Here is a 23,580-nt window from a genome sequence, read left to right on the forward strand (position 1 = left end):
TATGCTCCTGTATTAGGAAGATTGTCCATCGGGGGTAAAGGTCACCGACACATCGGTTCCCCCTTCCGGGCGCGGCCGGATCTGGCAATTCCCTTTAAGGGTATGTGCCCGGTCACGCATAATAATTAAGCCATAATGGTTGCGGCGCTCGCCGTTTTCCGGAATACCACAGCCATTATCGGTGATACTCAGGGTGACCTGTTTGCCCTCCAGCACGGCGCGAATCACCACTTCACTGGCCCCGGCGTGTTTGAGGATATTATTCAGTGCTTCCCGGGCGATTTGCACCAGATGGATAGCCTGATTGGACGGCACCAGACGCGGCGGCAACTGGTAATCGAGGGTAACCGGGAACCCGAGCTTATCGCTGAACTCTTCACTACAGGCTTCAAGGGCCAGGCGTAGCCCAGGTTCACTGAGCTGTAACCGGAAGGTAGTCAACAGCTCGCGCAGCTGGCGCCAGGAGCTATTCAATTCACTGCGTATTTGCCCCAGCAGCTCCCGGCTGGCCTCCGGCATATTTTCCCCCTGCATTTGCAGGCAACTGACCTGCATCTTCATACAAGAGAGGGACTGGGCGATAGAGTCATGGAGCTCCCGGGCAATGGCGGAGCGCTCTTCCATCACCATCAGTTGCTGCTGGCGCTCTGAATGGCGTTCCAGAGCCAGGGCCGAGGTGAGCTGCTCCATCAGGGTATCGACCAGCAATTGCTGATCCGGGTTAAGCACTTCGCCTTCCGGAAGCTGCGCCAGCACCAGGCCATACTGATTCTGGCTGTCCGTTAAGCGCCATTTACACGGGGTGGCATTGTGCAGCGTAACCGGCTGGCTGCGCGGGCAGAGCTGGCAGCCCCGATCGCGGCAATCGGTGCCGGGTTGCAGTGAAAACTCCTGATAATGGTCTTCATCTTCATGTTCATAGACCCGCATTTCGAGGTTGCACAGCGGGGTAAATTTTTGCAGTTCATTGAGCACCGGGGTAATCCGCTGGCAGAAATCCGCCTGTGAGTGGATCTGGCGATTGGCCCAGTAAAGGAACGAAAGCACCCGGTTTTTGTGCTCCAGCCGGGCGGTCTTCTCCGCCACTCTGGCCTCCAGTTGGGCGTAGCTTTCCGCCAGCTCCCCGGACATGCTGTTCAGGGCGTCCCCCAGGGTGGCCATCTCATTGCGTCCGCTAATCTGCACCCGCTGGGTGAAGTCCCGGTGGCCGACGGCGGTGGCCATATTCATTAACTGTCGCCAGGGCTGTAGCAGCCGCTTTAGCAGCCACACCACGGTAAACAAAAACAGCAGCCCCATCAGTAACGCCATCACCAGCTGTAACAGAACCACCCGCTGCATACGCAATTCGGTTTGTTGATCAAAGGCGGTCACCAGCTTATCGATCTGCGCTACATAGTGCGCCACCTGGACTTGCACCTGCTGCTGGTTGTGGGCTGCTTTCAGGGCGGGCTCCAGTTCCTGCTCCCAGCAATCTTTCAGGGATTGCAGCCGGGCCCGTTGCTCATCATCACTGGCGGCCCGGGTCAGCTCTTCGCTGTTGGTGGTTTGGGTCATCTCGGCAAGTAGCGGGGCACTGTCGCGAGTCAGGGGGACGGCCGCCAGCAGCCGGTAACTTTGCATCCGCAGGGAGCCGGCTTTATTGATAGCGTGGGCACTGCCGAGGATCCCTCTGCTTAACCAACTGGCGGTACTCAGGGCCGATACGCCCAGAACGGCAACAAACAGCACAATCAGCACTAACTGGTTAGCCAGACTAAGGGGGGAGAGCAGAAGCTTCAACATGTGGACCAGGGACTCCGTCAGGAATAGTGGGCTTGCGGTTATTTTCACCTCTCCCCGGGAGTATACCCATACCCCCAAGGGATTACTCCTTAATTGACCAGGGGTAGGTATCACTGGCCGGACCCGGGGTATACCAACTCAGGCATGTGATAATTCACGCTTTTTTATATTACAGGGGCTACTCACTTGGGATGATAGTAATAATTTAGCCATCACTGAACCTGAATAACCATTGATATACATCAACTTATCTTCACCGACACTGCCTATCGTGGCGTCTTCACCGACACTGCCTATCGTGGCGGTGTATTCCATTATAAATTTGAGGTGTATATGAGTCAGTCCTCTGTTTCAGAACCAGCCTCGGGCCATGTCATTACTGACTGGCGCCCAGAAGATCCCGATTTTTGGCTAACCAAAGGCCACCGTATTGCCAGCCGGAATTTGTGGATCTCGGTGCCCTGTTTGCTGCTGGCCTTTTGTGTCTGGCTGCTGTTTAGCACGGTTTCTATCAGCCTGAATAAAGTCGGTTTTAATTTTACGACCGATCAGCTGTTTATGCTCACCGCGTTACCTTCTGTCTCCGGCGCATTATTGCGCGTCCCTTACTCTTTTATGGTTCCGCTGGTTGGCGGGCGCCGCTGGACAGCATTTAGCACCGGGATCCTGATAATTCCCTGCATCTGGCTGGGGCTGGCAATTCGCGATACCTCAACATCCTATAATACGTTCATTATTATCGCGCTGCTGTGCGGTTTTGCGGGTGCTAACTTTGCATCCAGTATGGCAAATATCAGTTTCTTCTTCCCGAAAGCGAAGCAGGGCGGCGCCCTGGGGATCAACGGCGGCCTGGGGAATATGGGGGTCAGCGTGATGCAGCTGGTGGCGCCTTTTGCCATCTCTGTCGGGATGTTTGCGTTTTTTGGCCCCGGTGATGGTACCGTGCAACCGGATGGCTCCCACTTGTTCCTGGAAAATGCCGCCTGGGTGTGGGTACCGCCGCTGGTTATTTTTACCCTGGCAGCCTGGTTTGGCATGAACGACCTCGCGGCATCTAAAGCCTCTTTGCGGGAACAGCTGCCGGTGCTGAAGCGTGGCCACCTGTGGGGGCTCAGCTTGTTGTATCTGGCTACCTTTGGATCGTTTATCGGTTTTTCTGCCGGTTTCGCCATGTTGTCAAAAACCCAGTTCCCGCAGGTTAATATTCTGCATTTCGCGTTCTTTGGGCCATTTGTGGGTGCCCTGGCGCGTTCTGCGGGGGGGGCGATTTCTGACCGGCTGGGCGGGGTGCGCGTGACGCTGGTGAACTTTATTTTGATGGCAGTCTTCAGCGCCGCGCTGTTTATGACCTTGCCGTCTGCCGGGGTCGACGGCAACTTTATCGCCTTCTTCGGGGTGTTCTTGCTGCTGTTCCTGACCTCCGGGCTGGGGAGCGGTTCGACCTTCCAGATGATTTCGGTTATCTTCCGCAAGTTGACCATTGACCGTATTAAAGCGCAGGGCGGGGATGATGCGCTGGCCCAGCGTGAAGCGGCCACTGAAACCGCTGCCGCGCTGGGGTTTATCTCTGCCATTGGGGCCATCGGCGGGTTCTTTATTCCGAAAGCGTTCGGGACCTCGCTGGAGATGACTGGTTCCCCGGCGGGGGCCATGAAGGTCTTCCTGGTGTTCTACATTGTTTGTGTCGTGATTACCTGGCTGGTGTACGGGCGCAAGACCCAAAAATAATATCCATGACGTTACCTTTTGATGACTTTTTTGCGCGGCTCCGGCCGCGCTTTTTTTTGCTGTGATTTACCTCTCATAATAGTTACAACATACTTAGGATTGGTTTTAACGCCCCCCAGCTAAACATCCTGCAAAAACAGCGGCCTACCACTTAATACTCATCTGGCAAACTACGAGGGTCAAAAAACAAACTCGTCAGTAAAAAAATAAATAAAATCATAGTGATAACGTTTGTTTCTATCTACCAATTTAGTGGTATTTGTTCGTTTTGTGTCCGCAGTAAAGCCGCTGGCGGTTGATCGTCGTCAATTCTGCTGCGAGTTCAGAGGATTACTTTGCTGCTAACTCGAGCAATGTCGACTTTATACAGAGAGCCATAGGCTCCACATCAGGAGAGTCCCGATGAGCAAGTTTCTTGACCGGTTTCGCTACTTCAAACAGAAGGGAGAAACCTTTGCCGATGGACACGGACAGACTTTCGATACCAACCGTGACTGGGAAGATGGATATCGTCAGCGCTGGCAGCATGACAAGGTAGTTCGCTCTACCCACGGGGTTAACTGCACCGGGTCATGTTCGTGGAAAATCTACGTTAAAAACGGTCTGGTGACCTGGGAAACACAGCAAACCGATTATCCGCGTACCCGTCCTGATTTGCCAAACCATGAACCTCGCGGTTGTCCGCGCGGTGCCAGCTACTCCTGGTATCTCTACAGCGCTAACCGCCTGAAATACCCATTGATGCGTAAACGGCTGCTGAAACTGTGGCGTGAAGCCAAAGCCCAGCACAGCGATCCGGTTGATGCCTGGGCCTCTATCATTAATGACAGCGCCAAAGCGAAAAGCTTCAAACAGGCCCGCGGTCGCGGTGGACTGGTACGTTCCTCCTGGCAGGAAGTGAATGAACTGATCGCCGCAGCAAACGTCTTCACCGCCAAAACCTATGGCCCGGACCGTATCGCGGGCTTCTCGCCGATCCCCGCCATGTCGATGGTGTCCTATGCTTCTGGTGCCCGCTACCTGTCCCTGATTGGCGGGACTTGCCTGAGCTTCTACGACTGGTACTGCGATTTACCGCCTGCATCCCCCATGACCTGGGGTGAGCAGACCGACGTGCCAGAGTCCGCAGACTGGTATAACTCAAACTACATCATTGCCTGGGGTTCCAACGTCCCGCTGACCCGTACCCCGGATGCGCACTTCTTTACTGAAGTACGCTACAAAGGCACTAAAACCGTGGCTATCACGCCGGATTACGCAGAGATTTCTAAGCTCTGTGACCAGTGGCTGGCCCCGAAACAGGGGACTGACAGCGCCATGGCGCTGGCCATGGGCCACGTGATGCTGCGTGAATTCCACCTCGATAACCCCAGCCAGTACTTTACTGACTATGTACGTCGCTATACCGATATGCCGATGCTGGTGATGCTGGAGCCCCGTGCTGAAGGCCACTACGCCGCAGGCCGTATGCTGCGTGCCAGTGATCTGGTGGGCACCCTTGGCCAGGAAAATAACCCGGAATGGAAAACCGTGGCGGTGGACGACCACAACGGGGAGCTGATAGCACCTCAGGGCTCAATCGGTTTCCGCTGGGGGGAGAAGGGCAAATGGAATCTGGAGCAGCGTAACGGGACATCCGGTGAGGAGACTGAACTGCGCCTTAGCTTGCTGGGCAGCCATGATGAGGTGGTGAATGTTGGTTTCCCGTATTTTGGCGGCGAACAGACAGAAAACTTCCCCTCCGTGGCGCTGGACGATGTGCTGCTGCATAAGCTGCCGGTAAAACGTCTGACCCTGGCCGACGGCAGCGACGTACTGGTCGCCTCGGTATATGACCTGACGCTGGCCAACTATGGGCTGGATCGCGGCCTGGATGACAGCAACTGTGCCCGCAACTATGACGATGTCAAAGCGTATACCCCTGCCTGGGCCGAAAAAATCACCGGGGTTGCCCGCCAGGATATTGCGCGTATAGCCCGTGAGTTCGCCCAGAATGCGGATAAAACCCACGGCCGTTCGATGATCATTGTCGGTGCCGGTTTGAACCACTGGTATCACACGGATTCCAACTACCGCGGGCTTATCAACATGCTGATCTTCTGTGGGTGTGTTGGCCAGAGCGGCGGCGGCTGGGCCCACTATGTTGGCCAGGAGAAACTGCGCCCGCAGACGGGCTGGTTACCGCTGGCATTTGGTCTTGACTGGCAGCGCCCGCCGCGCCATATGAACAGTACCTCTTATTTCTATAACCACTCCAGCCAGTGGCGCTATGAAAGCGTAACCGCCCAGGAGCTGTTGTCCCCGCTGGCAGATAAATCCCGTTACAGCGGTAATCTGATTGATTTTAACGTCCGGGCTGAGCGTATGGGCTGGCTGCCTTCGGCACCACAGCTTAATACTAACCCGCTGACCATTGCCGAACGCGCCCGCGCCGCGGGGATGGCGCCAGCGGATTACACCGTACAGGCGCTGAAAAGCGGCGAAATCCGTTTTGCGGCAGAGGATCCGGACAGCGGTAATAACCACCCGCGTAACCTGTTTATCTGGCGTTCTAACCTGCTGGGGTCCTCCGGTAAGGGCCATGAGTTTATGCTCAAATATTTACTGGGCACCGAGCACGGTATCCAGGGGATGGATTTGGGCAAGCAGGGTGCCAACAAGCCTGAAGAAGTGGAATGGCAGGATCAGGGAGTAGAAGGTAAGTTGGATCTGGTGGTCACTCTCGACTTCCGCTTATCCAGCACCTGTCTGTATTCCGATATCGTGCTGCCGACGGCCACCTGGTATGAGAAAGAAGATCTCAACACCTCGGATATGCATCCGTTTATTCATCCGTTCAGTGCCGCGGTTGACCCCTGCTGGGAGTCTAAAAGCGACTGGGAGATTTACAAAGGGATCGCGAAGTCCTTCTCGGAGGTCTGCGTGGGTCACCTTGGGGTCGAAACCGATGTGGTCACCCTGCCGATTCAGCATGACTCTGCCGCCGAACTGGCCCAGCCGCTGGATGTGAAAGACTGGAAAAAAGGCGAGTGTGACCTGATCCCGGGTAAAACGGCACCGCATATTATTCCGGTAGAGCGTGATTATCCGGCCACCTGGGAGCGCTTTACGTCAGTAGGGCCGCTGCTGGAGAAACTCGGTAACGGCGGTAAAGGCATCGGCTGGCAGACCCAGAGCGAAGTGGAACTGCTGCGCAAACTGAACCGTACCAAACAGGATGGCCCGGCCAAAGGCCAGCCGCTGCTGGATACTGCCATTGATGCCGCGGAAATGATCCTCACGCTGGCCCCGGAAACCAACGGCCAGGTGGCGGTGAAAGCCTGGTCGGCACTGAGTGCGGTTACCGGGCGCGAGCACACCCACCTGGCAATCAACAAAGAAGACGAGAAGATCCGCTTCCGGGATATCCAGGTCCAGCCGCGTAAAATCATCTCCAGCCCCACCTGGTCTGGCCTGGAAGATGAACATGTTTCGTATAACGCCGGTTACACCAACGTCCACGAGCTGATCCCGTGGCGGACCCTGTCAGGCCGCCAGCAGATCTATCAGGATCACCAGTGGATGCGCGATTTTGGCGAAAGCATGCTGGTGTACCGTCCGCCGATCGATACCCGTTCCGTGAAAGCGGTGATGGGGCAGAAATCCAACGGTAACCCGGAGAAGGCGCTGAACTTCCTGACACCACACCAGAAATGGGGCATTCACTCGACCTACAGTGATAACCAGCTGATGCTGACCCTGGGGCGCGGTGGTCCGGTGGTGTGGCTGAGTGAAGATGATGCCCGGGATCTCGGGGTGACCGATAACGACTGGATCGAGGTGTTTAACACCAACGGTTCCCTGACGGCCCGGGCCATTGTCAGCCAGCGCGTGCCGGCGGGGATGACCATGATGTATCACGCCCAGGAACGTATCGTAAACCTGCCTGGATCTGAAATTACCGGCCAGCGCGGCGGGATCCATAACTCGGTGACCCGTATTACGCCGAAGCCGACCCATATGATTGGCGGATATGCCCATCTGGCATACAGCTTCAATTACTACGGCACCGTCGGCTCCAACCGTGATGAATTTGTTGTGGTTCGTAAGATGAAAAATATCAACTGGTTAGATGACGAAGGTAATGATCAGGTACAGGAGAGCGTAAAATGAAAATCCGTTCACAAGTCGGCATGGTGCTGAACCTGGATAAATGCATTGGCTGCCATACCTGTTCAGTAACCTGTAAAAATGTCTGGACCAGCCGTGAAGGCGTGGAATATGCCTGGTTCAATAATGTAGAAACCCGTCCGGGTATCGGTTACCCGGATAACTGGGAAGATCAGCAAAAATGGAAGGGCGGCTGGATCCGTAAGATTAACGGTAAATTACAGCCGCGCATGGGCGGCCGCGCCATGCTGCTGGGTAAAATCTTCGCTAACCCGCATCTGCCGGGAATCGATGACTATTACGAGCCTTTTACGTTTGATTACCAGCGTCTGCACAGCGCCCCGGAAGGGAAAGTCCAGCCGATTGCCCGCCCGCGCTCGCTGATCACCGGCCAGCGGATGAATAAGATCGAAGCCGGTCCTAACTGGGAAGATGATCTGGGGGGCGAATTCAGCAAGCGCAGCGCGGATCAGAACTTTGCCAACCTGCAGAAAGCCATGTATGGCCAGTTCGAAAACACCTTTATGATGTATTTGCCGCGCCTGTGTGAGCACTGCCTCAACCCGGCCTGTGCGGCAACCTGCCCGAGTGGCGCCATCTATAAGCGTGAAGAAGACGGCATTGTGCTGATCGATCAGGACAAATGCCGTGGCTGGCGGATGTGCGTTACCGGCTGCCCTTACAAAAAGATCTACTTCAACTGGAAGAGCGGCAAATCTGAAAAATGTATTTTCTGTTACCCGCGTATCGAAGCCGGGATGCCGACAATATGTTCTGAAACCTGTGTGGGCCGTATCCGCTATTTGGGCGTGCTGCTGTACGATGCGGACGCCATCGAGCGTGCTGCGAGTACCGAAAATGAGCAAGACCTCTACCAGCGCCAGCTGGAGGTATTCCTCAATCCTAACGATCCTGAGGTGATTCGCCAGGCCCGGGAGCAGGGGATCTCCGATAAAGTGCTGGACGCTGCCCGCCAGTCGCCGGTGTACAAAATGGCGATGGAATGGAAGCTGGCCCTGCCGCTACATCCGGAGTATCGCACCCTGCCGATGGTATGGTACGTGCCGCCGCTGTCACCGATCCAGTCCGCCGCAGACAGCGGTGAGCTGCCCCATACCGGTATTCTCCCGGACGTCGAAAGCCTGCGTATTCCGGTGCAGTATCTGGCGAACTTGCTGACCGCCGGTGATACCGCGCCGGTACTGCTGGCGCTGAAACGGATGCTGGCCATGCGCCACTTTAAACGCGCTGAAACCGTGGACGGTGTTGAAGATACCCGGGCGCTGGAGCAGGTTGGCTTGACGGCGGCCCAGGCGGAAGAGATGTACCGTTATCTGGCGATTGCTAACTACGAAGATCGCTTTGTGGTACCAACCAGCCATCGCGAAGAAGCCCGGGATGCTTTCCCGGATCGTAATGGGTGTGGGTTCAGCTTTGGTGACGGTTGCCACGGTAGCGACAGCAAATTCAATTTGTTCAACAGCCGCCGGATCGATGCCATTGATGTCAGTGTGAAAACGGAGCCGCGTGAATGAAAGAGCTGATAGTGATCTCCCGGCTGCTGGAGTATCCGGCGGCAGACCTGGTGGAGAACCGCCAGGAAATCACCGCAGTCATCGGCCAGTCTTCGCGGCTGGCAGTGGCTGATATCGCCCAGTTACAGACATTTCTGGACGGGTTGTTAACCCGGGATCTGCTGGATATTCAGGCGGATTATAGCGAGCTTTTCGATCGCGGCCGGGCTACGTCGTTGCTGCTGTTTGAACATGTCCACGGTGAATCCCGGGATCGCGGCCAGGCGATGGTCGATTTGCTGGACCAGTATCGCCGGGCCGGTCTGGAGCTGGACACCCTTGAGCTGCCGGACCATTTACCGGTTTATCTGGAGTATCTGGCCCAGTTGCCGGAGCAAGACGCCCGCAGTGGCTTACAGGATATTGCGCCGATTCTTGCCTTGCTCAGCGCCCGGTTGCACCAGCGGGAAAGCCAGTATGCCGTGCTGCTGGACATTTTACTGAGTCTGGCGGACAGCAAGCTGGACAGCGAACAGGTTCAGCAGCAAATTGCCGACGAAGCCCGCGATGACACCCCGGCTGCGCTGGATGCGGTGTGGGAAGAGGAACAAGTGAAGTTCTTCGCCGAGCAGGGGTGTGGCGACTCCCCGGTGAGTGCCCATCAGCGGCGCTTTGCGGGTGCGGTAGCACCACAGTATTTGAATCTGACTGATGGAGGGCAGCGCTGATGCAATTCCTGAATGTGTTCTTCTTTACTATTTATCCTTACCTGGCCGGCGCCGTGTTTCTTATCGGTAGCTGGATCCGTTATGACTATGGTCAGTACACCTGGCGCGCGGCGTCCAGCCAGATGCTCGATCGTCGCGGCATGAATATGGCGTCGAACCTGTTTCACCTCGGTATTCTCGGGGTGTTCGCCGGGCATTTCCTCGGCATGCTGACCCCGCACTGGGTGTACGAGTCCTTCTTGCCGTTACCGGTAAAACAGATGATGGCGATGGTTGGCGGTGGTCTGGCCGGGTTGATGACCCTGGTCGGCGGCCTGATGTTGCTGAAACGCCGGCTGTTTAACCCGCGTATTCGCGCCACCACCACCACGGCGGATATCCTGATCCTTTCGCTGCTGATGATTCAGTGTCTGCTGGGGTTAGGGACTATCCCGTTCTCTTCCCAGCATATGGACGGCAGCGAGATGATGAAGCTGGTGGGATGGGCGCAGGCCGTCGTGACGTTCCACGGCGGGGCCGCTGAGCATCTGGACGGGGTGGCCTTTATCTACCGCGTTCATCTGGTGCTGGGGATGACCCTGTTCCTGCTGTTTCCATTTACCCGTCTGGTGCACATCTGGAGCGTACCGGTCGAGTATTTGACCCGCAAGTATCAGGTGGTACGCGCCCGTCGCTAATCTGATATTACTGTGGTTTAAGCGCCTGTTTCGCCAGGCGCTTTTTTTATATCTGTTATTTGGGGGGATATGGGCAGAGTGGGGAGGAATAGCAGCGGAAATGGTGGTGGGGGAAGGATTACTCGTCGCGTGGCGACTCGCCCTGCGGGCCGTTGCTAAAGCAACGTTCTCTCGCTACCGCTCGAGTCGAACCGCTATGCTTAGCGCGCCGGCGTCTGTTGGCGCAGTCAGGTTGGTTCACGGCCAGCGCGCAGAAACCGCAGCGTACTGGTGTACGTGAGGATTTCGAGCACTGCCCGGGGGACAAACTGGCAAGTAAAACAGCCGGAAGTGAAGCATATGTCGAAGGATCTCATCCGTCCCGCTCAGGAGAATATAGAGCTATGAAGATTGATTTTAATGCGGAGTTACTAAAAGAAATGGTGGTGGGGGAAGGATTCGAACCTTCGAAGTCTGAGACGGCAGATTTACAGTCTGCTCCCTTTGGCCGCTCGGGAACCCCACCACTGGGGATTGCTAATTGTAGAGGTCTTGCGCGCTAAACAGGAACATAATCTTCATCCTGCCAGCCATATCGCTACCGCGATATGAAAAATGGTGGTGGGGGAAGGATTCGAACCTTCGAAGTCTGAGACGGCAGATTTACAGTCTGCTCCCTTTGGCCACTCGGGAACCCCACCACTGGCCGCTTCCTTTATCTCCGGAAGCGGGGCGCATCATATCAAATGAAACGCCCCTGTAAAGTGCTGTATTGAGGAAAATGAGTTGTTTGCGTACTTTTTACCCTTAACGCTGTAAAGCTAAACAATTCATTGCCCTGCTGATTACAAAATAATCGTCCGGTTACCGTAAACAAATACCCGCTGCGCCAGTACCTTATACAGCGCGTGGCTCAGAACATTTTTTTCCACGTCCCGGCCCGCACGCATCATATCGTCAGCGGTAAAGGTATGATCGACATTAATCACGTCCTGCATAATGATCGGGCCTTCATCGAGATTATCATTCACATAATGCGCGGTGGCGCCGATAATTTTTACCCCGCGCTCGTAAGCCTGATGATAGGGGCGGGCGCCAATAAAGGCCGGCAGAAACGAATGGTGAATATTGATTATCTTATTCGGGAAGTGGGCAACAAATTCAGGCGTCAGGACGCGCATATATTTTGCCAGTACCACGTAGTCCGGCTCCCAGGCATCGATGGCTTCCATCATCTGCTTGTCGTGGGCTTCGCGGGTTAACCCGTCATGGCTGACCAGCTGGAACGGAATACCAAACTGTTCTACCAGCGGGCGCAGGGTATCGTGATTACCGATCACCGCCGCAATATCGACGTCCAGCCCACCGTAGTTTGCCTTCATCAACAGATCGCCCAGGCAGTGGGCCTCTTTAGTAACCAGAATAACAATCCGGCGTCTGCCCGCCGGGTTAAGCTCCCGGACCGAACCTTCCGGTAAAGCACTGTCCAGATCCGCCAGCAGCGTACTGTCGTTAAAAATCCCCTCGAGTTCGGTACGCATAAAGAAGCGTCCGGTGCGGTGATCAACAAACTCATTATTCTGAATAATGTTGAGCTCATGCTTGTAGCAAATATTGGTGATCCTGGCGATCAGCCCTTTTTGGTCCGGACAAATAGTACGGAGCACTTTTCGTTGTTGCGCGTGCATTACTGCGATAATCCTGTTGTGTGTTGTTTTGACATTACGATGGTTTATTGACCACAGCACTTTTTGAATTTTTTCCCTGAACCGCAAGGGCAGGGGTCGTTACGGCCAAACTGCGGACGAACGCCGTCAATATAGTACCAGCGTTCATTTTCTTTTAAGAATCGTGAACGCTCAATAATGGCACCGGGTGTGCCATTCTCGGTAAACCGGGCGACGAAACTGACAAACCCTTCATCGGGATGGCTGCCGTTTTGCTGGTCATACACCGTCAGGCCGAGCCATTGCGTTGCGCCAAAACCGTTTTCAAGTTCGGCTTTCAGCCCCTGAGCCTGGCACTGCGGGTGCCAGGTTGCCACTAAATAGTCGGCATTATGGGCCACAAACGCACTGTAACGGGAGCGCATCAGCGCCGCCGGAGTGGGGGCCGTTTGTTGCTCAGCTAAGTAAGGTTGGCAACATAGGCTATACTCCAAACCGCTGCCGCAGGGACAAGGTTGTGTCACTGTTCTTCCTTTGCTCATTCTGGTTGAAACAATCATAAACCAGCATGGTAACTGAGTACCGTTATCCTGTCACGGCGGCAAAAAAAACAGAAAAATCGTGTCAGCAATAGGATGATTTGCTTTGCAAATGTGGAATAGATGTATCGCTTTGCTTTAACCTATTGTCAACGTTTATTTTATTTCACATCAGGCAAATTCTGACGGGCGTAAGTCTGCGTTTCATGCCACTATTTAGTTAGCGTCAGTCAGGGGAGAAAGCATGTCAGCGCCATTGTCCGGAAAACAAATCCTCATTGTGGAAGATGAACCGGTATTTTGTTCATTACTGGACGGCTGGCTGAAATCGCTTGGCGCAGAAACCCAGGTTGCCGGAGACGGTATCGAAGCCATTGAGCGGATCGAGGCCTGTGCCCTTGATTTACTGATTTGTGACCTCGCGATGCCCCGTATGGGGGGATTGAAACTGGTGGAGCATTTGCGCAGCCAGGGCGACCAAACCCCAGTACTGATTATTTCCGCCACGGAAAATATGTCTGATATTGCCAGTGCGCTGCGCCTTGGGGTGCAGGATGTCTTGCTAAAGCCAATCAAAGATTTTGACCGGCTGCGCGAAACGGTACTGGCCTGTCTCTATCCGGCAATTTTCAACTCCCGGGTGGAGGAAGAGGATCGGTTATTTCAGGACTGGGACGCGCTGGTGAATAATCCGGCGGCGGCAGTACAGCTGTTGAAAGAACTTCAGCCCCCGGTCCAGCAGACTATTCCCCGGTGCCGGGTCAATTACCGCCAGCTCATTGTTGGCGATAAACCGGGGCTGGTGCTGGATATTGCGCCATTATCTGATAACGATCTGGCATTTTATTGTCTTGATGTCTCGCGCGCCGGTGAAAATGGCGTTTTAGCCGCATTATTGCTGCGCGCATTATTTAACCATCTTCTCCAGGATCATCTTTCCCGCCAGAATCAGCGTTTGCCGGAAATGGGAGCGATACTGCGCCAGGTTAACCAGTTATTGCGCCAGGCAAATCTCAAAGGACAATTTCCTTTACTGGTGGGCTATTATCACAGTACATTGAATAATCTTATATTAGTGTCCGCAGGGCTTAACGCCACGCTAAACACTGGAGAACATCAAATCCAGTTAAGCAATGGCGTGCCGCTGGGGACCATGAATAGCACGCACTTTAATCAGATCAGCCAGCGCTGCACTGCCTGGCAGTGCCAGGTGTGGGGTTCCGGTGGCCGTTTGCGGCTGATGCTGTCTGCGGATTGAACGGTTAGCCGGGAGCGGTGTATTGTTTTTCATCCTTAGTCATGGCGATGATAATATTTAACCAGTTTTATTTCGTATTTGTCTTAAATTTCCAACTTGATGAGAATACAGCCCAATAGATCTATTTTGAGCTGATATACTCTGGTTCGTTTTTTTTAATGACGAAGGGCTAAAAGCCTGGACAGTCCTGGAGAGTATTCAATGGCTGTAACTAAAGCTAAAGTAACAAAAGCAGTTATCCCGGTCGCAGGACTGGGGACCCGTATGCTGCCCGCAACCAAAGCAATTCCGAAAGAAATGCTGCCTTTGGTTGATAAACCATTAATTCAGTATGTTGTGAATGAATGTATTGCTGCCGGCATCACTGAAATTGTCCTGGTTACTCACTCCTCCAAAAATTCTATCGAAAACCACTTCGACACCAGTTTCGAGCTGGAAGCCATGCTGGAAAAACGTGTGAAACGTCAGCTGCTGGCAGAAGTGCAGGCGATTTGTCCTCCGGGCGTCACCATTATGCAGGTGCGTCAGGGGCTGGCTAAAGGCCTTGGCCATGCGGTAATGTGCGCGCACCCGGTGGTGGGTGATGAGCCGGTTGCCGTGGTACTGCCGGATGTGATCCTCGATGAATACGAATCCGATCTGAGCAGAGAAAACCTCGCCGAGATGATCGCGCGTTTTGAAACTGACGGCCACAGCCAGATCCTGGTTGAGCCGGTAGAAGACGTGACGGCGTACGGGGTTGTTGACTGCAAAGGGGCAACCCTGAACCCAGGCGACAGCGCGCCAATGGTGGGGATTGTTGAAAAACCCAAAGCCAGCGAAGCTCCATCCAACTTGTCCGTTGTTGGCCGTTACGTATTAAGCGCCGATATTTGGCCGCTGCTGTCGAAAACCCCTCCGGGTGCTGGCGATGAAATCCAGCTGACCGATGCTATCGCCATGCTGATGGAACGTGATCCGGTTGACGCTTACCACCTGAAAGGTAAGAGCCATGACTGCGGCAACAAACTCGGCTATATGCAGGCGTTTGTTGAATATGGCGTTCGCCACAAAACCCTGGGAACAGATTTTAAAGCCTGGCTAGAAGAAACCGTTGGCAGCAAAAAATAATTATCAGGTTAACCGCAGGAATATGTGATGAAAGTAACCGTATTTGGGATTGGCTATGTAGGGCTTGTTCAGGCAGCAGTACTTGCTGAAGTCGGTCACGATGTGATGTGTATCGACGTTGACGAGAAGAAAGTAGAGAACCTGAAAAAAGGGATCATCCCTATTTACGAACCTGGTCTGACGCCGCTGGTCACCAAAAATTACGAAGAAGGCCGTTTGCATTTCAGTACCGATGCGAAAAGCGGTGTTGCCCACGGGCAGATGCAGTTTATTGCAGTAGGCACGCCGCCGGATGAAGACGGTTCTGCTGACCTGAAATATGTCACCGCCGTGGCACGTACCATTGCGCAGTATATGACAGACCACAAAGTGGTCCTGGATAAATCAACCGTGCCAGTCGGAACGGCGGATAAAGTGCGTACCGTTATGCTGGAAACCCTGAAACAGCGCGATCTGGATATCCCGTTTGATGTGGTGTCCAACCCGGAATTCCTGAAAGAAGGTGCCGCGGTTGCTGACTGCATGCGTCCGGAGCGTATTGTGGTGGGTACCGATAGCGATGCGATTATCGATCTGCTGCGCGAACTGTATGAGCCTTTCAACCGTAACCATGATCGGATGATCATGATGGACATTCGTAGTGCTGAACTGACCAAGTATGCGGCAAACTGCATGCTGGCCACCAAAATCAGCTTTATGAATGAGATTTCCAACCTGGCCGAACGCCTGGGGGCGGATATTGAAAAAGTGCGCCAGGGTATCGGTTCTGATTCCCGTATCGGCTATCACTTTATCTATCCTGGTTGCGGCTATGGCGGCTCCTGCTTCCCGAAGGATGTCCAGGCACTGATCCGCACGGCGGAACATATTGGTTATGCACCGCGCCTGCTGCAGGCCGTGGAAGACGTTAACGAATCTCAGAAACATAAACTGCCTGAGTTTATCGTTCGTCAGTTCGGTGAAAATCTGGAAGGCAAAGTTTTCGCGCTGTGGGGCCTGTCTTTCAAACCGAACACCGACGATATGCGTGCCGCATCCAGTCGCGTTCTGTTGGAAGAACTGTGGAAACGCGGGGCCAAAGTACAGGCCTTTGATCCGGAAGCCATGAACGAAGCACAGCGCATTTACGGCCATCGTGATGACCTGATGCTGATGGGTACCAAAGAAGCGGCGTTGCACAATGCCGATGCGCTGGTTATCTGTACTGAATGGCAAAGCTTCAAAGCGCCTGACTTTGATGAAATTAAAAACGCGTTGCATAACCCGGTTATTTTCGACGGTCGTAACCTGTACGATCCGGAGCGCCTGGAAAAACGCGGCTTTACCTACTATGCCATTGGTCGCGGTGCGTCCATCGCACTGGCATAAGCCAGCGCAGTATCAGTCAGCGTAGTCCCGCTGGTTACCGGCGTTACGGCGTTTATTGTCCTCCCGGTCAGTAAATGCGGTTAAATGCCGGTAACCAGATTTTCAATTATCCCTTTCCGCTATGCTTCTCCCCATTCGTTCTTTTCTCTCCCTTCAGGCGACATGCCGTAAATAGAGCCCGGCGGTTTACCCCTGATGCCAGGAAAATGTCGTAGTCATCATAGTGATGATTAATTATTATTCATCTTTTTACCTGCCGGTGATAGTGGGCTGATAAACCAGACCGTTTTTACCAGGGCGCAGGGCCAATTATGGTCATCGGTTTATTTTACGGCCAGTCGATTCTGCCGCCGGGCTCTGGCAACGGCCAGGGTATATGTCGCGTAAGAAACCCCCCCAAAGGATTGTGTAGCGGTCTGCGGCTAATTAGCAGTCTGGGTTAATTGTTTGTAGCTATGGCAATTTGTGTCTGAGATTTACTTAGTTTGACGATATTACCGGGGGAGGGTATTTAGCAGCAGGGCGTGCGTTGGACTGCGCGGATAAATAGTTTTTCCATTTGTGCGGTGGGTCAGTAAACGTCACAGAAACAAACTCCCGGGCTTGCTGCGGATACCCTGAATATGTTTTGTACTGCCGGGGTGGTGGTTAATGGTAAAACCCACCGTTGCCTCTGTCGGGATAGCCCAGGTCGGTTGTTATCACTGGATGTTTTAAGCTATTGAGTGGTGACTTGATTTTGGCTGGCGGAGAGGGGTATTTGTTACCGTAAGGCGATGTTTAATGATCGGTATTAGTCATTTGTTGTCTTATGCATTCGGCATTTATTGATAAAGTTCCCGTGAAAATTGTATGAGGGTAAAAAAAATCCCGCCATGGCGGGATTTTTCATTGTTGCTGAATTATTCAGCGATCAGGAAGTCATCCAGAGATTTACCCTGCTCGTCGATGGCTTTCTTAATAACTGCCGGAGTACGGCCCTGGCCAGTCCAGGTGCGGGCTTCACCGTTTTCATCGATGTAGCTATATTTAGCCGGGCGCGCTGCGCGTTTGGCTTTGGTACCGGTTTTCGCTGCGGACATTGAATTCAGCAGTTCATTCGGATCAATACCGTCGGCAATCAGCATTTCGCGATATTGCTGCAGTTTACGGGTGCGTTCTTCAATTTCCGCTGCAGCTGCGCTTTCTTCTTCACGACGTTCGTTTACGACAACTTCTAATTTTTCCAGCATCTCTTCCAGTGTTTCCAGAGTGCATTCCCTTGACTGGGCACGAAGAGTACGGATGTTGTTCAGAATTTTCAGTGCTTCGCTCATTTTAGTAATCTCAAATTTATATCGGGAGTGAGTAGTGTGTTTTCTAATAATAGAGCCTTAAATTTAGTTCTGCAATAGATCTCAATGTAAGGAATTCAAAATTACACAATATTTGCGCTAATGTTTAGCGGTCATTAACTTCTTTTTTCCGTTATTGTTCCGGGTGGGAAGTTTGCATTATGTCACTTTTTCACAGGTCACACAGCATGCGGGTATACCCATTTAGGTTAACCTAACGGCCCATGTATTAGCTTTTGGTGCCCCTTTTTTTATTAAGGAATAATAACGAAGGCCCGGCAACATTGATTAATGCCGGAAAAAATAGCCGCCCCAACGCGAGCTGGATAAGTGCCGATGGCGTGCCGCTGTGTTATCCGGGTGTTAATTAGCCGCGGTGGAACATCCGCGCCGGGATTGCCAATCCCGGCGATATCCCCGCATCCTGTGATACAATCCGCCCATCTATTCTTATGTTTGAGGGTGTTGGGTTAATGGCTCAGCTTTATTTTTATTATTCTGCGATGAATGCTGGTAAATCAACTGCCTTACTGCAGTCGTCATACAATTATCATGAGCGCGGCATGCACACGCTAGTATATACCGCTGAAATTGATGACAGATATGGTGCCGGGAAGGTAACTTCGCGCATCGGGCTTTCATCCCCGGCCAAATTGTATAACCCGTCAAGTTCGCTGTTTGCTGAAATTCAGGCTGAGCATCATAAACAGCCCATCCATTGCGTACTGGTAGACGAGAGCCAGTTTCTGACCCGTGATCAAGTGTATGACCTTTCTGAAGTCGTCGATGAGCTGGATATCCCGGTACTCTGTTATGGCCTGCGTACTGACTTCAGGGGAGAGTTATTCACCGGTAGCCAGTATCTACTGGCCTGGTCAGATAAACTGGTGGAGCTTAAGACCGTGTGCTTCTGTGGCCGTAAAGCCAGTATGGTGCTGCGCCTGGATCATAGCGGGCGTCCTTATAATGAAGGGGAGCAGGTGGTGATCGGCGGTAATGAGCGTTATGTCTCGGTGTGCCGCAAGCATTATAAGCAAGCGCAAAAAGTAGGGTCCTTACCCCAGGTACAGCAGCACCCTGACGATTAAGCGCCTGTAAGCCGCGCTGAGGGGCCGTTGTTATTCTGCCGGGGGTAAATGCGAGTAAGCCACAATAACGGTGTGGGTGCGGTATAGCGCCCGCAGATACGCGGTTATAATAGACTCCGGGCTGGAATTGCCCCGCACGCCGTGCAGGATAGATTTATCCGCGCAAGCGACATCCCCGCTGCACCCCGACAGCAATAAAAAAACCCGCCGGAGCGGGTTTTTTGTTAGTGCGTTACGCGGTTATCACCGTGGTGATATTACGCGTTCTTTTTCGCTTTTTTCTCAGCTTTCGGCGCCGGTGCGGCTTTCGCCACTTCCGCCGCTTCACCTTCTACATAATCACGGCCGTAGAACGTATCCAGCAGGATTTTTTTCAGCTCAGCGATCAGCGGGTAACGCGGGTTAGCACCAGTACACTGGTCATCGAAGGCATCTTCAGCCAGCTTATCAACGTTCGCCAGGAAATCAGCTTCCTGTACGCCCGCTTCGCGGATGGACTTAGGAATGCCCAGGTCCGCTTTCATGCCTTCCAGCCACACCAGCAGTTTTTCGATTTTCGCTGCAGTGCGGTCGCCTTCGGCAGTCAGGCGCAGATGGTCTGCGATTTCTGCATAACGGCGGCGCGCCTGCGGACGATCGTACTGGCTGAACGCCGTCTGTTTGGTCGGGTTATCGTTCGCGTTGTAGCGGATAACGTTGCAAATCAGCAGGGCGTTTGCCAGACCGTGCGGAATGTGGAACTGGGAACCCAGTTTGTGAGCCATAGAGTGGCACACACCCAGGAAGGCGTTAGCAAACGCAATACCGGCGATGGTGGCCGCACTGTGTACACGTTCACGGGCAACCGGGTTTTTAGACCCTTCGTGGTAAGACGCCGGCAGGTTTTCTTTCAGCAGTTTCAGTGCTTCCAGTGCCTGACCGTCAGAGAACTCACTGGCCAGTACCGATACGTAAGCTTCCAGGGCGTGGGTTACCGCATCCAGACCACCGAAGGCACACAGGGATTTCGGCATGTCCATCACCAGGTTGGCATCAACAATAGCCATATCCGGGGTCAGGGCATAGTCAGCCAGCGGGTATTTCTGGCCGGTAGCGTCGTCGGTGACGACCGCAAACGGCGTGACTTCTGAACCGGTACCGGACGTGGTAGTGATAGCAATCATTTTTGCTTTCACGCCCATTTTCGGGAACTTGTAGATACGTTTACGGATATCCATAAAGCGCAGCGCCAGTTCTTCGAAGTGCGTTTCCGGGTGTTCGTACATTACCCACATGATTTTGGCTGCATCCATCGGGGAGCCGCCGCCCAGTGCGATAATCGCATCAGGTTTGAAGGAGTGGCACAGTTCGGCACCTTTGCGCACGATAGTCAGTGTCGGGTCTGCTTCTACTTCGAAGAAAACGTCAACTTCAACACCGGCTTCTTTCAGCACAGAGGTTATCTGGTCTGCATAACCGTTATTGAACAGGAAACGGTCAGTGACGATCAGCGCACGTTTGCAACCATCAGTAATCACTTCATCCAGCGCGATTGGCAAAGAGCCACGACGGAAGTAGATAGATTTCGGAAGTTTATGCCACAACATGTTTTCAGCTCGCTTAGCAACGGTTTTCTTGTTGATCAGGTGCTTAGGACCAACGTTTTCAGAGATGGAGTTACCACCCCATGAACCACAACCCAGAGTCAGGGAAGGCGCGAGCTTAAAGTTATAGAGGTCACCGATACCACCCTGAGAGGCCGGGGTGTTGATCAGGATACGGGCCGTTTTCATCATCTGACCGAAGTAGTTGACGCGTTCCAGCTGGTTATCCTGGTCGGTATACAGGCAGGAGGTATGACCGATACCGCCCATGGCGACCAGTTTCTCGGCTTTATCTACCGCATCTTCAAAATCTTTCGCGCGGTACATTGCCAGCGTCGGAGACAATTTTTCGTGAGCAAACGGCTCAGACTCATCAACAACAGACACTTCACCAATCAGAATTTTGGTGCTGGCAGGCACGGTCAGGCCGGCCATTTCGGCAATTTTAACCGCCGGCTGACCAACGATAGCCGCATTCAGACCGCCATTTTTCAGGATGATATCCTGAACGGCTTTCAGCTCTTTACCCTGCAGCATGTAGCCGCCGTGGGTCGCGAAACGTTCGCGTACTGCATCATAGACGGAGTCAACCACCACAACGGACTGTTCAGAAGCACAGATAACGCCGTTATCGAAGGTTTTGGACATCAGGATTTTCCCCGGGCTGCTTGGCTAGGGCGAAAAATAAGGTGGCCTGGCTGATGCGTCGGGCCAGGCAGAGCAGGGCGATCCCTGCTTTAATTGTGCTTATTTGTCGCGCGTAGCCTTCTCTCATTCCCCATATCAGGCCGCCCTGTCTGATAAGCCATTCCGCTGTCCATTCTGGTGATAAGCAAAACGGATGGCTGGCGCGGCTAAAATCCGGTGATTGCTATTACACGGCGTATTTTTATCCGGTACAGCCAGCGGCAATAGCCCGCGTTAATTTTGGCCGATCCTATTGCCCCTGTCGGAAAACACCGCGCATCCCTATGCTCTCTCGCCACTTGTTCAGTGGTATTCGCTGCATTAGTATTGATTGTTAATTTTTTGTTCTGTCATGACCCGTCAGTGGCGCGATACAGGATTGGGCTGGCAAATTTTTTTATCACGATGATTCTTCTGTTTTTTATTTTTTTCAGGCGGCCAGGGAAAACCACCCGGTGCGGTGATTATTTATCATAAAGGTGGATGAATTAACAAATTTGCAATTTATATTGGCGCGTCTTCGGGGGTTTTGATATTTTCCGGCAGAACAACCCTCTGCCGTAGGGCTGTCCGGCAGTTAATTTTCGCGTGAAAAAATGACCGGGTTTCAGGGGGCGTTGCCGAGGTAATTAATAAGGAAGGAAAACCAGACGATGGCGATGAAATGCTCCTGCGCTATCGTCATACCATCACAATAAACTGGCACCAGCCAGCAATAATAAAGACTGGAGTAACAACACAATGACCATCATCACAAAAAAAAATCTCCTGCGGGCGGCGGTGTGCGCGGCGCTGTTTGCTAATGTCAGTGTTATGGCGGCGCAGGTTCCTGCCGGGGTTACGCTGGCAGAAAAGCAGAGCATCGTGCGTAATAATGGATCTGAGCCACAATCCCTTGACCCGCATAAAATTGAAGGGGTGCCGGAGTCTAACGTTAACCGCGATCTCTTCGAAGGGTTAGTGATTACCAGTGTGGAAGACGGGCACCCGATCCCGGGGGTTGCCGAGTCCTGGGAGAATAAAGATTTCACGGTATGGACCTTCCATTTACGTAAAGACGCCAAATGGTCCAACGGCGAGCCGGTTACTGCGCAGGACTTTGTCTACAGCTGGCAGCGCCTGGTTGATCCGAAAACCGCATCCCCTTATGCCAGCTACTCGCAGTACGGCCATATTGTTAACGTTAATGACATTATTGATGGTAAAAAAGCGCCGTCGGAACTGGGGGTTAAGGCCCTTGACGACCATACCCTGCAGGTCACCCTCAGCGAGCCGGTACCGTACTTCTATAAACTGCTGGTGAACCCGGCCATGTCCCCGGTCTATAAACCCGCTATTGAGAAATTTGGTGAGAAGTGGACCCAGCCCGCCAATATTGTTACCAACGGGGCGTATAAATTAAAAGACTGGGTGGTGAACGAACGGATTGTGATGGAGCGTAATCCGCTGTATTGGGATAATGCCCATACGGTCATCAACCAGGTGACTTTCCTGCCTATCGCTTCTGAAGTGACCGATGTTAACCGCTACCGCAGCGGTGAAATCGACATGACCTATAACAATATGCCCATCGAGTTATTTCAGAAGCTGAAAAAAGACATTCCCCATGAAGTGCATGTTGATCCTTACCTCTGTACTTATTATTTCGAAATCAACAACCAGAAAGCACCGTTTACCGATGTACGGGTACGTACCGCCCTGAAACTTGGCCTCGACCGCGATATCATCGCGAATAAGGTAAAAGCGCAGGGGGATTTGCCGGCTTATGGCTTTACCCCGCCTTATACCGACGGGGTTAAACTGACCGAACCGGAATGGTTTGGCTGGAGCCAGCAAAAACGCAACGAAGAGGCGAAGAAACTGCTGGCGGAAGCGGGATATACCGCAGATAAGCCGCTGAGCTTTAATCTGCTGTATAACACCTCCGATCTGCATAAAAAACTGGCCATTGCCACGGCGTCCATCTGGAAGAAAAACCTCGGGGTTAACGTTAAGCTGGAAAATCAGGAGTGGAAAACCTTCCTTGATACCCGCCATCAGGGCAATTATGAGGTATCCCGGGCCGCGTGGTGTGCTGATTATAACGGACCGTCATCATTCCTGAATATGATGCTTTCCGGTAACTCACTCAACACACCACATTATAAAAGTGCGGCATTTGACCGTATTATGGCCGATACACTGAAAGTGACGGATGAATCTCAGCGTGCGGCTCTCTATAATAAAGCCGAACAACAGCTGGATAAAGACTCGGTAATAGTACCGGCATATTACTATGTTAATGCCCGTCTGGTGAAACCCTGGGTTGGCGGATACTCCGGCAAAGATCCGATGGATAATATTTATACAAAAAACCTGTACATTATTAAGCATTAATGGCAAAGCG

Annotated in this window: 14 protein-coding genes, 2 tRNA genes, 1 other RNA gene and 1 pseudogene; 10 read left to right on the top strand and 8 right to left on the bottom strand. The window is 53.0% G+C overall.

The genetic code is table 11. The annotated features are described in order from the left end of the window. Positions 1 to 12 precede the first annotated feature (12 nt). Positions 13 to 1,785: a nitrate/nitrite two-component system sensor histidine kinase NarX gene (gene narX / locus F9C28_RS11380; protein WP_199015430.1), complete on the bottom strand. Its 1,773-nt coding sequence runs from the start codon at positions 1,783 to 1,785 to the stop codon at positions 13 to 15. A gap of 333 nt (positions 1,786 to 2,118) precedes the next feature. On the opposite strand from narX, the gene F9C28_RS11385 reads away from it, so the two are divergent. The 5 genes from F9C28_RS11385 (at position 2,119) to narI (ending at position 10,581) form a co-directional block, all read left to right on the top strand. Beyond that, positions 2,119 to 3,513, top strand: coding sequence for a NarK family nitrate/nitrite MFS transporter (locus tag F9C28_RS11385; RefSeq protein ID WP_199015431.1), 1,395 nt, complete (start codon positions 2,119 to 2,121; stop codon positions 3,511 to 3,513). A gap of 402 nt (positions 3,514 to 3,915) precedes the next feature. Further along, on the top strand, positions 3,916 to 7,665 hold the full coding sequence (locus F9C28_RS11390) for a nitrate reductase subunit alpha (protein ID WP_199015432.1): 3,750 nt from the start codon (positions 3,916 to 3,918) through the stop codon (positions 7,663 to 7,665). Beyond that, positions 7,662 to 9,197: a nitrate reductase subunit beta gene (narH, locus tag F9C28_RS11395; protein WP_199015433.1), complete on the top strand. Its 1,536-nt coding sequence runs from the start codon at positions 7,662 to 7,664 to the stop codon at positions 9,195 to 9,197. Before F9C28_RS11390 ends, narH begins: the two co-directional genes overlap by 4 nt. After that, on the top strand, positions 9,194 to 9,904 hold the full coding sequence (gene narJ / locus F9C28_RS11400; RefSeq protein ID WP_199015435.1) for a nitrate reductase molybdenum cofactor assembly chaperone: 711 nt from the start codon (positions 9,194 to 9,196) through the stop codon (positions 9,902 to 9,904). Before narH ends, narJ begins: the two co-directional genes overlap by 4 nt. Beyond that, a complete protein-coding gene (gene narI, locus F9C28_RS11405) occupies positions 9,904 to 10,581 on the top strand; it encodes a respiratory nitrate reductase subunit gamma (RefSeq protein WP_199015437.1) in 678 nt (225 codons plus the stop codon). The genes narJ and narI overlap by 1 nt, the downstream gene beginning before the upstream one ends. 101 nt (positions 10,582 to 10,682) lie before the next feature. Here the strand turns inward: narI and F9C28_RS11410 are convergent. The 5 genes from F9C28_RS11410 to F9C28_RS11430 form a co-directional block, all read right to left on the bottom strand. Continuing rightward, positions 10,683 to 10,806, bottom strand: a non-coding RNA gene (locus F9C28_RS11410) — RtT sRNA. A gap of 195 nt (positions 10,807 to 11,001) precedes the next feature. Further along, positions 11,002 to 11,086 (bottom strand) — tRNA-Tyr (locus F9C28_RS11415). 90 nt (positions 11,087 to 11,176) lie between these two features. Then, positions 11,177 to 11,261, bottom strand: a tRNA-Tyr gene (locus tag F9C28_RS11420). A 144-nt stretch (positions 11,262 to 11,405) separates the two neighbouring features. Then, entirely contained in the window at positions 11,406 to 12,248 is an 843-nt protein-coding gene (gene purU, locus F9C28_RS11425; RefSeq protein ID WP_199015438.1) for a formyltetrahydrofolate deformylase, read from the bottom strand. Positions 12,249 to 12,292: 44 nt separating this feature from the next. Beyond that, on the bottom strand, positions 12,293 to 12,751 hold the full coding sequence (locus F9C28_RS11430) for a YchJ family protein (protein WP_199015439.1): 459 nt from the start codon (positions 12,749 to 12,751) through the stop codon (positions 12,293 to 12,295). Positions 12,752 to 13,010: 259 nt separating this feature from the next. Between F9C28_RS11430 and rssB the strand changes: the two genes are divergently transcribed. The 3 genes from rssB (at position 13,011) to F9C28_RS11445 (ending at position 16,502) form a co-directional block, all read left to right on the top strand. Then, positions 13,011 to 14,024: a two-component system response regulator RssB gene (gene rssB / locus F9C28_RS11435; RefSeq protein WP_199015440.1), complete on the top strand. Its 1,014-nt coding sequence runs from the start codon at positions 13,011 to 13,013 to the stop codon at positions 14,022 to 14,024. Between the two features lie 201 nt (positions 14,025 to 14,225). Continuing rightward, positions 14,226 to 15,134 carry a UTP--glucose-1-phosphate uridylyltransferase GalU gene (galU, locus tag F9C28_RS11440; protein ID WP_199015442.1) on the top strand — a complete coding sequence of 303 codons (909 nt, stop codon included), beginning with the start codon at positions 14,226 to 14,228 and terminating at the stop codon, positions 15,132 to 15,134. 27 nt (positions 15,135 to 15,161) lie between these two features. Then, positions 15,162 to 16,502 carry a UDP-glucose dehydrogenase family protein gene (locus tag F9C28_RS11445; RefSeq protein WP_199015443.1) on the top strand — a complete coding sequence of 447 codons (1,341 nt, stop codon included), beginning with the start codon at positions 15,162 to 15,164 and terminating at the stop codon, positions 16,500 to 16,502. 902 nt (positions 16,503 to 17,404) lie between these two features. Here the strand turns inward: F9C28_RS11445 and hns are convergent. Continuing rightward, complete coding sequence (gene hns, locus F9C28_RS11450; RefSeq protein ID WP_199015444.1) at positions 17,405 to 17,818, bottom strand: histone-like nucleoid-structuring protein H-NS; 414 nt, start codon at positions 17,816 to 17,818, stop codon at positions 17,405 to 17,407. Positions 17,819 to 18,309: 491 nt separating this feature from the next. On the opposite strand from hns, the gene tdk reads away from it, so the two are divergent. After that, a complete protein-coding gene (gene tdk / locus F9C28_RS11455; RefSeq protein WP_199015446.1) occupies positions 18,310 to 18,924 on the top strand; it encodes a thymidine kinase in 615 nt (204 codons plus the stop codon). Between the two features lie 257 nt (positions 18,925 to 19,181). On the opposite strand, the pseudogene adhE reads toward tdk, so the two are convergent. After that, positions 19,182 to 21,161 (bottom strand): annotated as a pseudogene (adhE, locus tag F9C28_RS11460) (bifunctional acetaldehyde-CoA/alcohol dehydrogenase); the annotation flags it as partial. A 774-nt stretch (positions 21,162 to 21,935) separates the two neighbouring features. Here adhE and oppA point away from each other — a divergent pair. After that, on the top strand, positions 21,936 to 23,570 hold the full coding sequence (gene oppA, locus F9C28_RS11465) for an oligopeptide ABC transporter substrate-binding protein OppA (protein WP_199015448.1): 1,635 nt from the start codon (positions 21,936 to 21,938) through the stop codon (positions 23,568 to 23,570). The last annotated feature ends 10 nt before the right edge of the window (positions 23,571 to 23,580 follow it).

Source organism: Shimwellia pseudoproteus (genome assembly GCF_016415625.1).
GTDB classification, from domain to species: domain Bacteria; phylum Pseudomonadota; class Gammaproteobacteria; order Enterobacterales; family Enterobacteriaceae; genus Shimwellia; species Shimwellia pseudoproteus.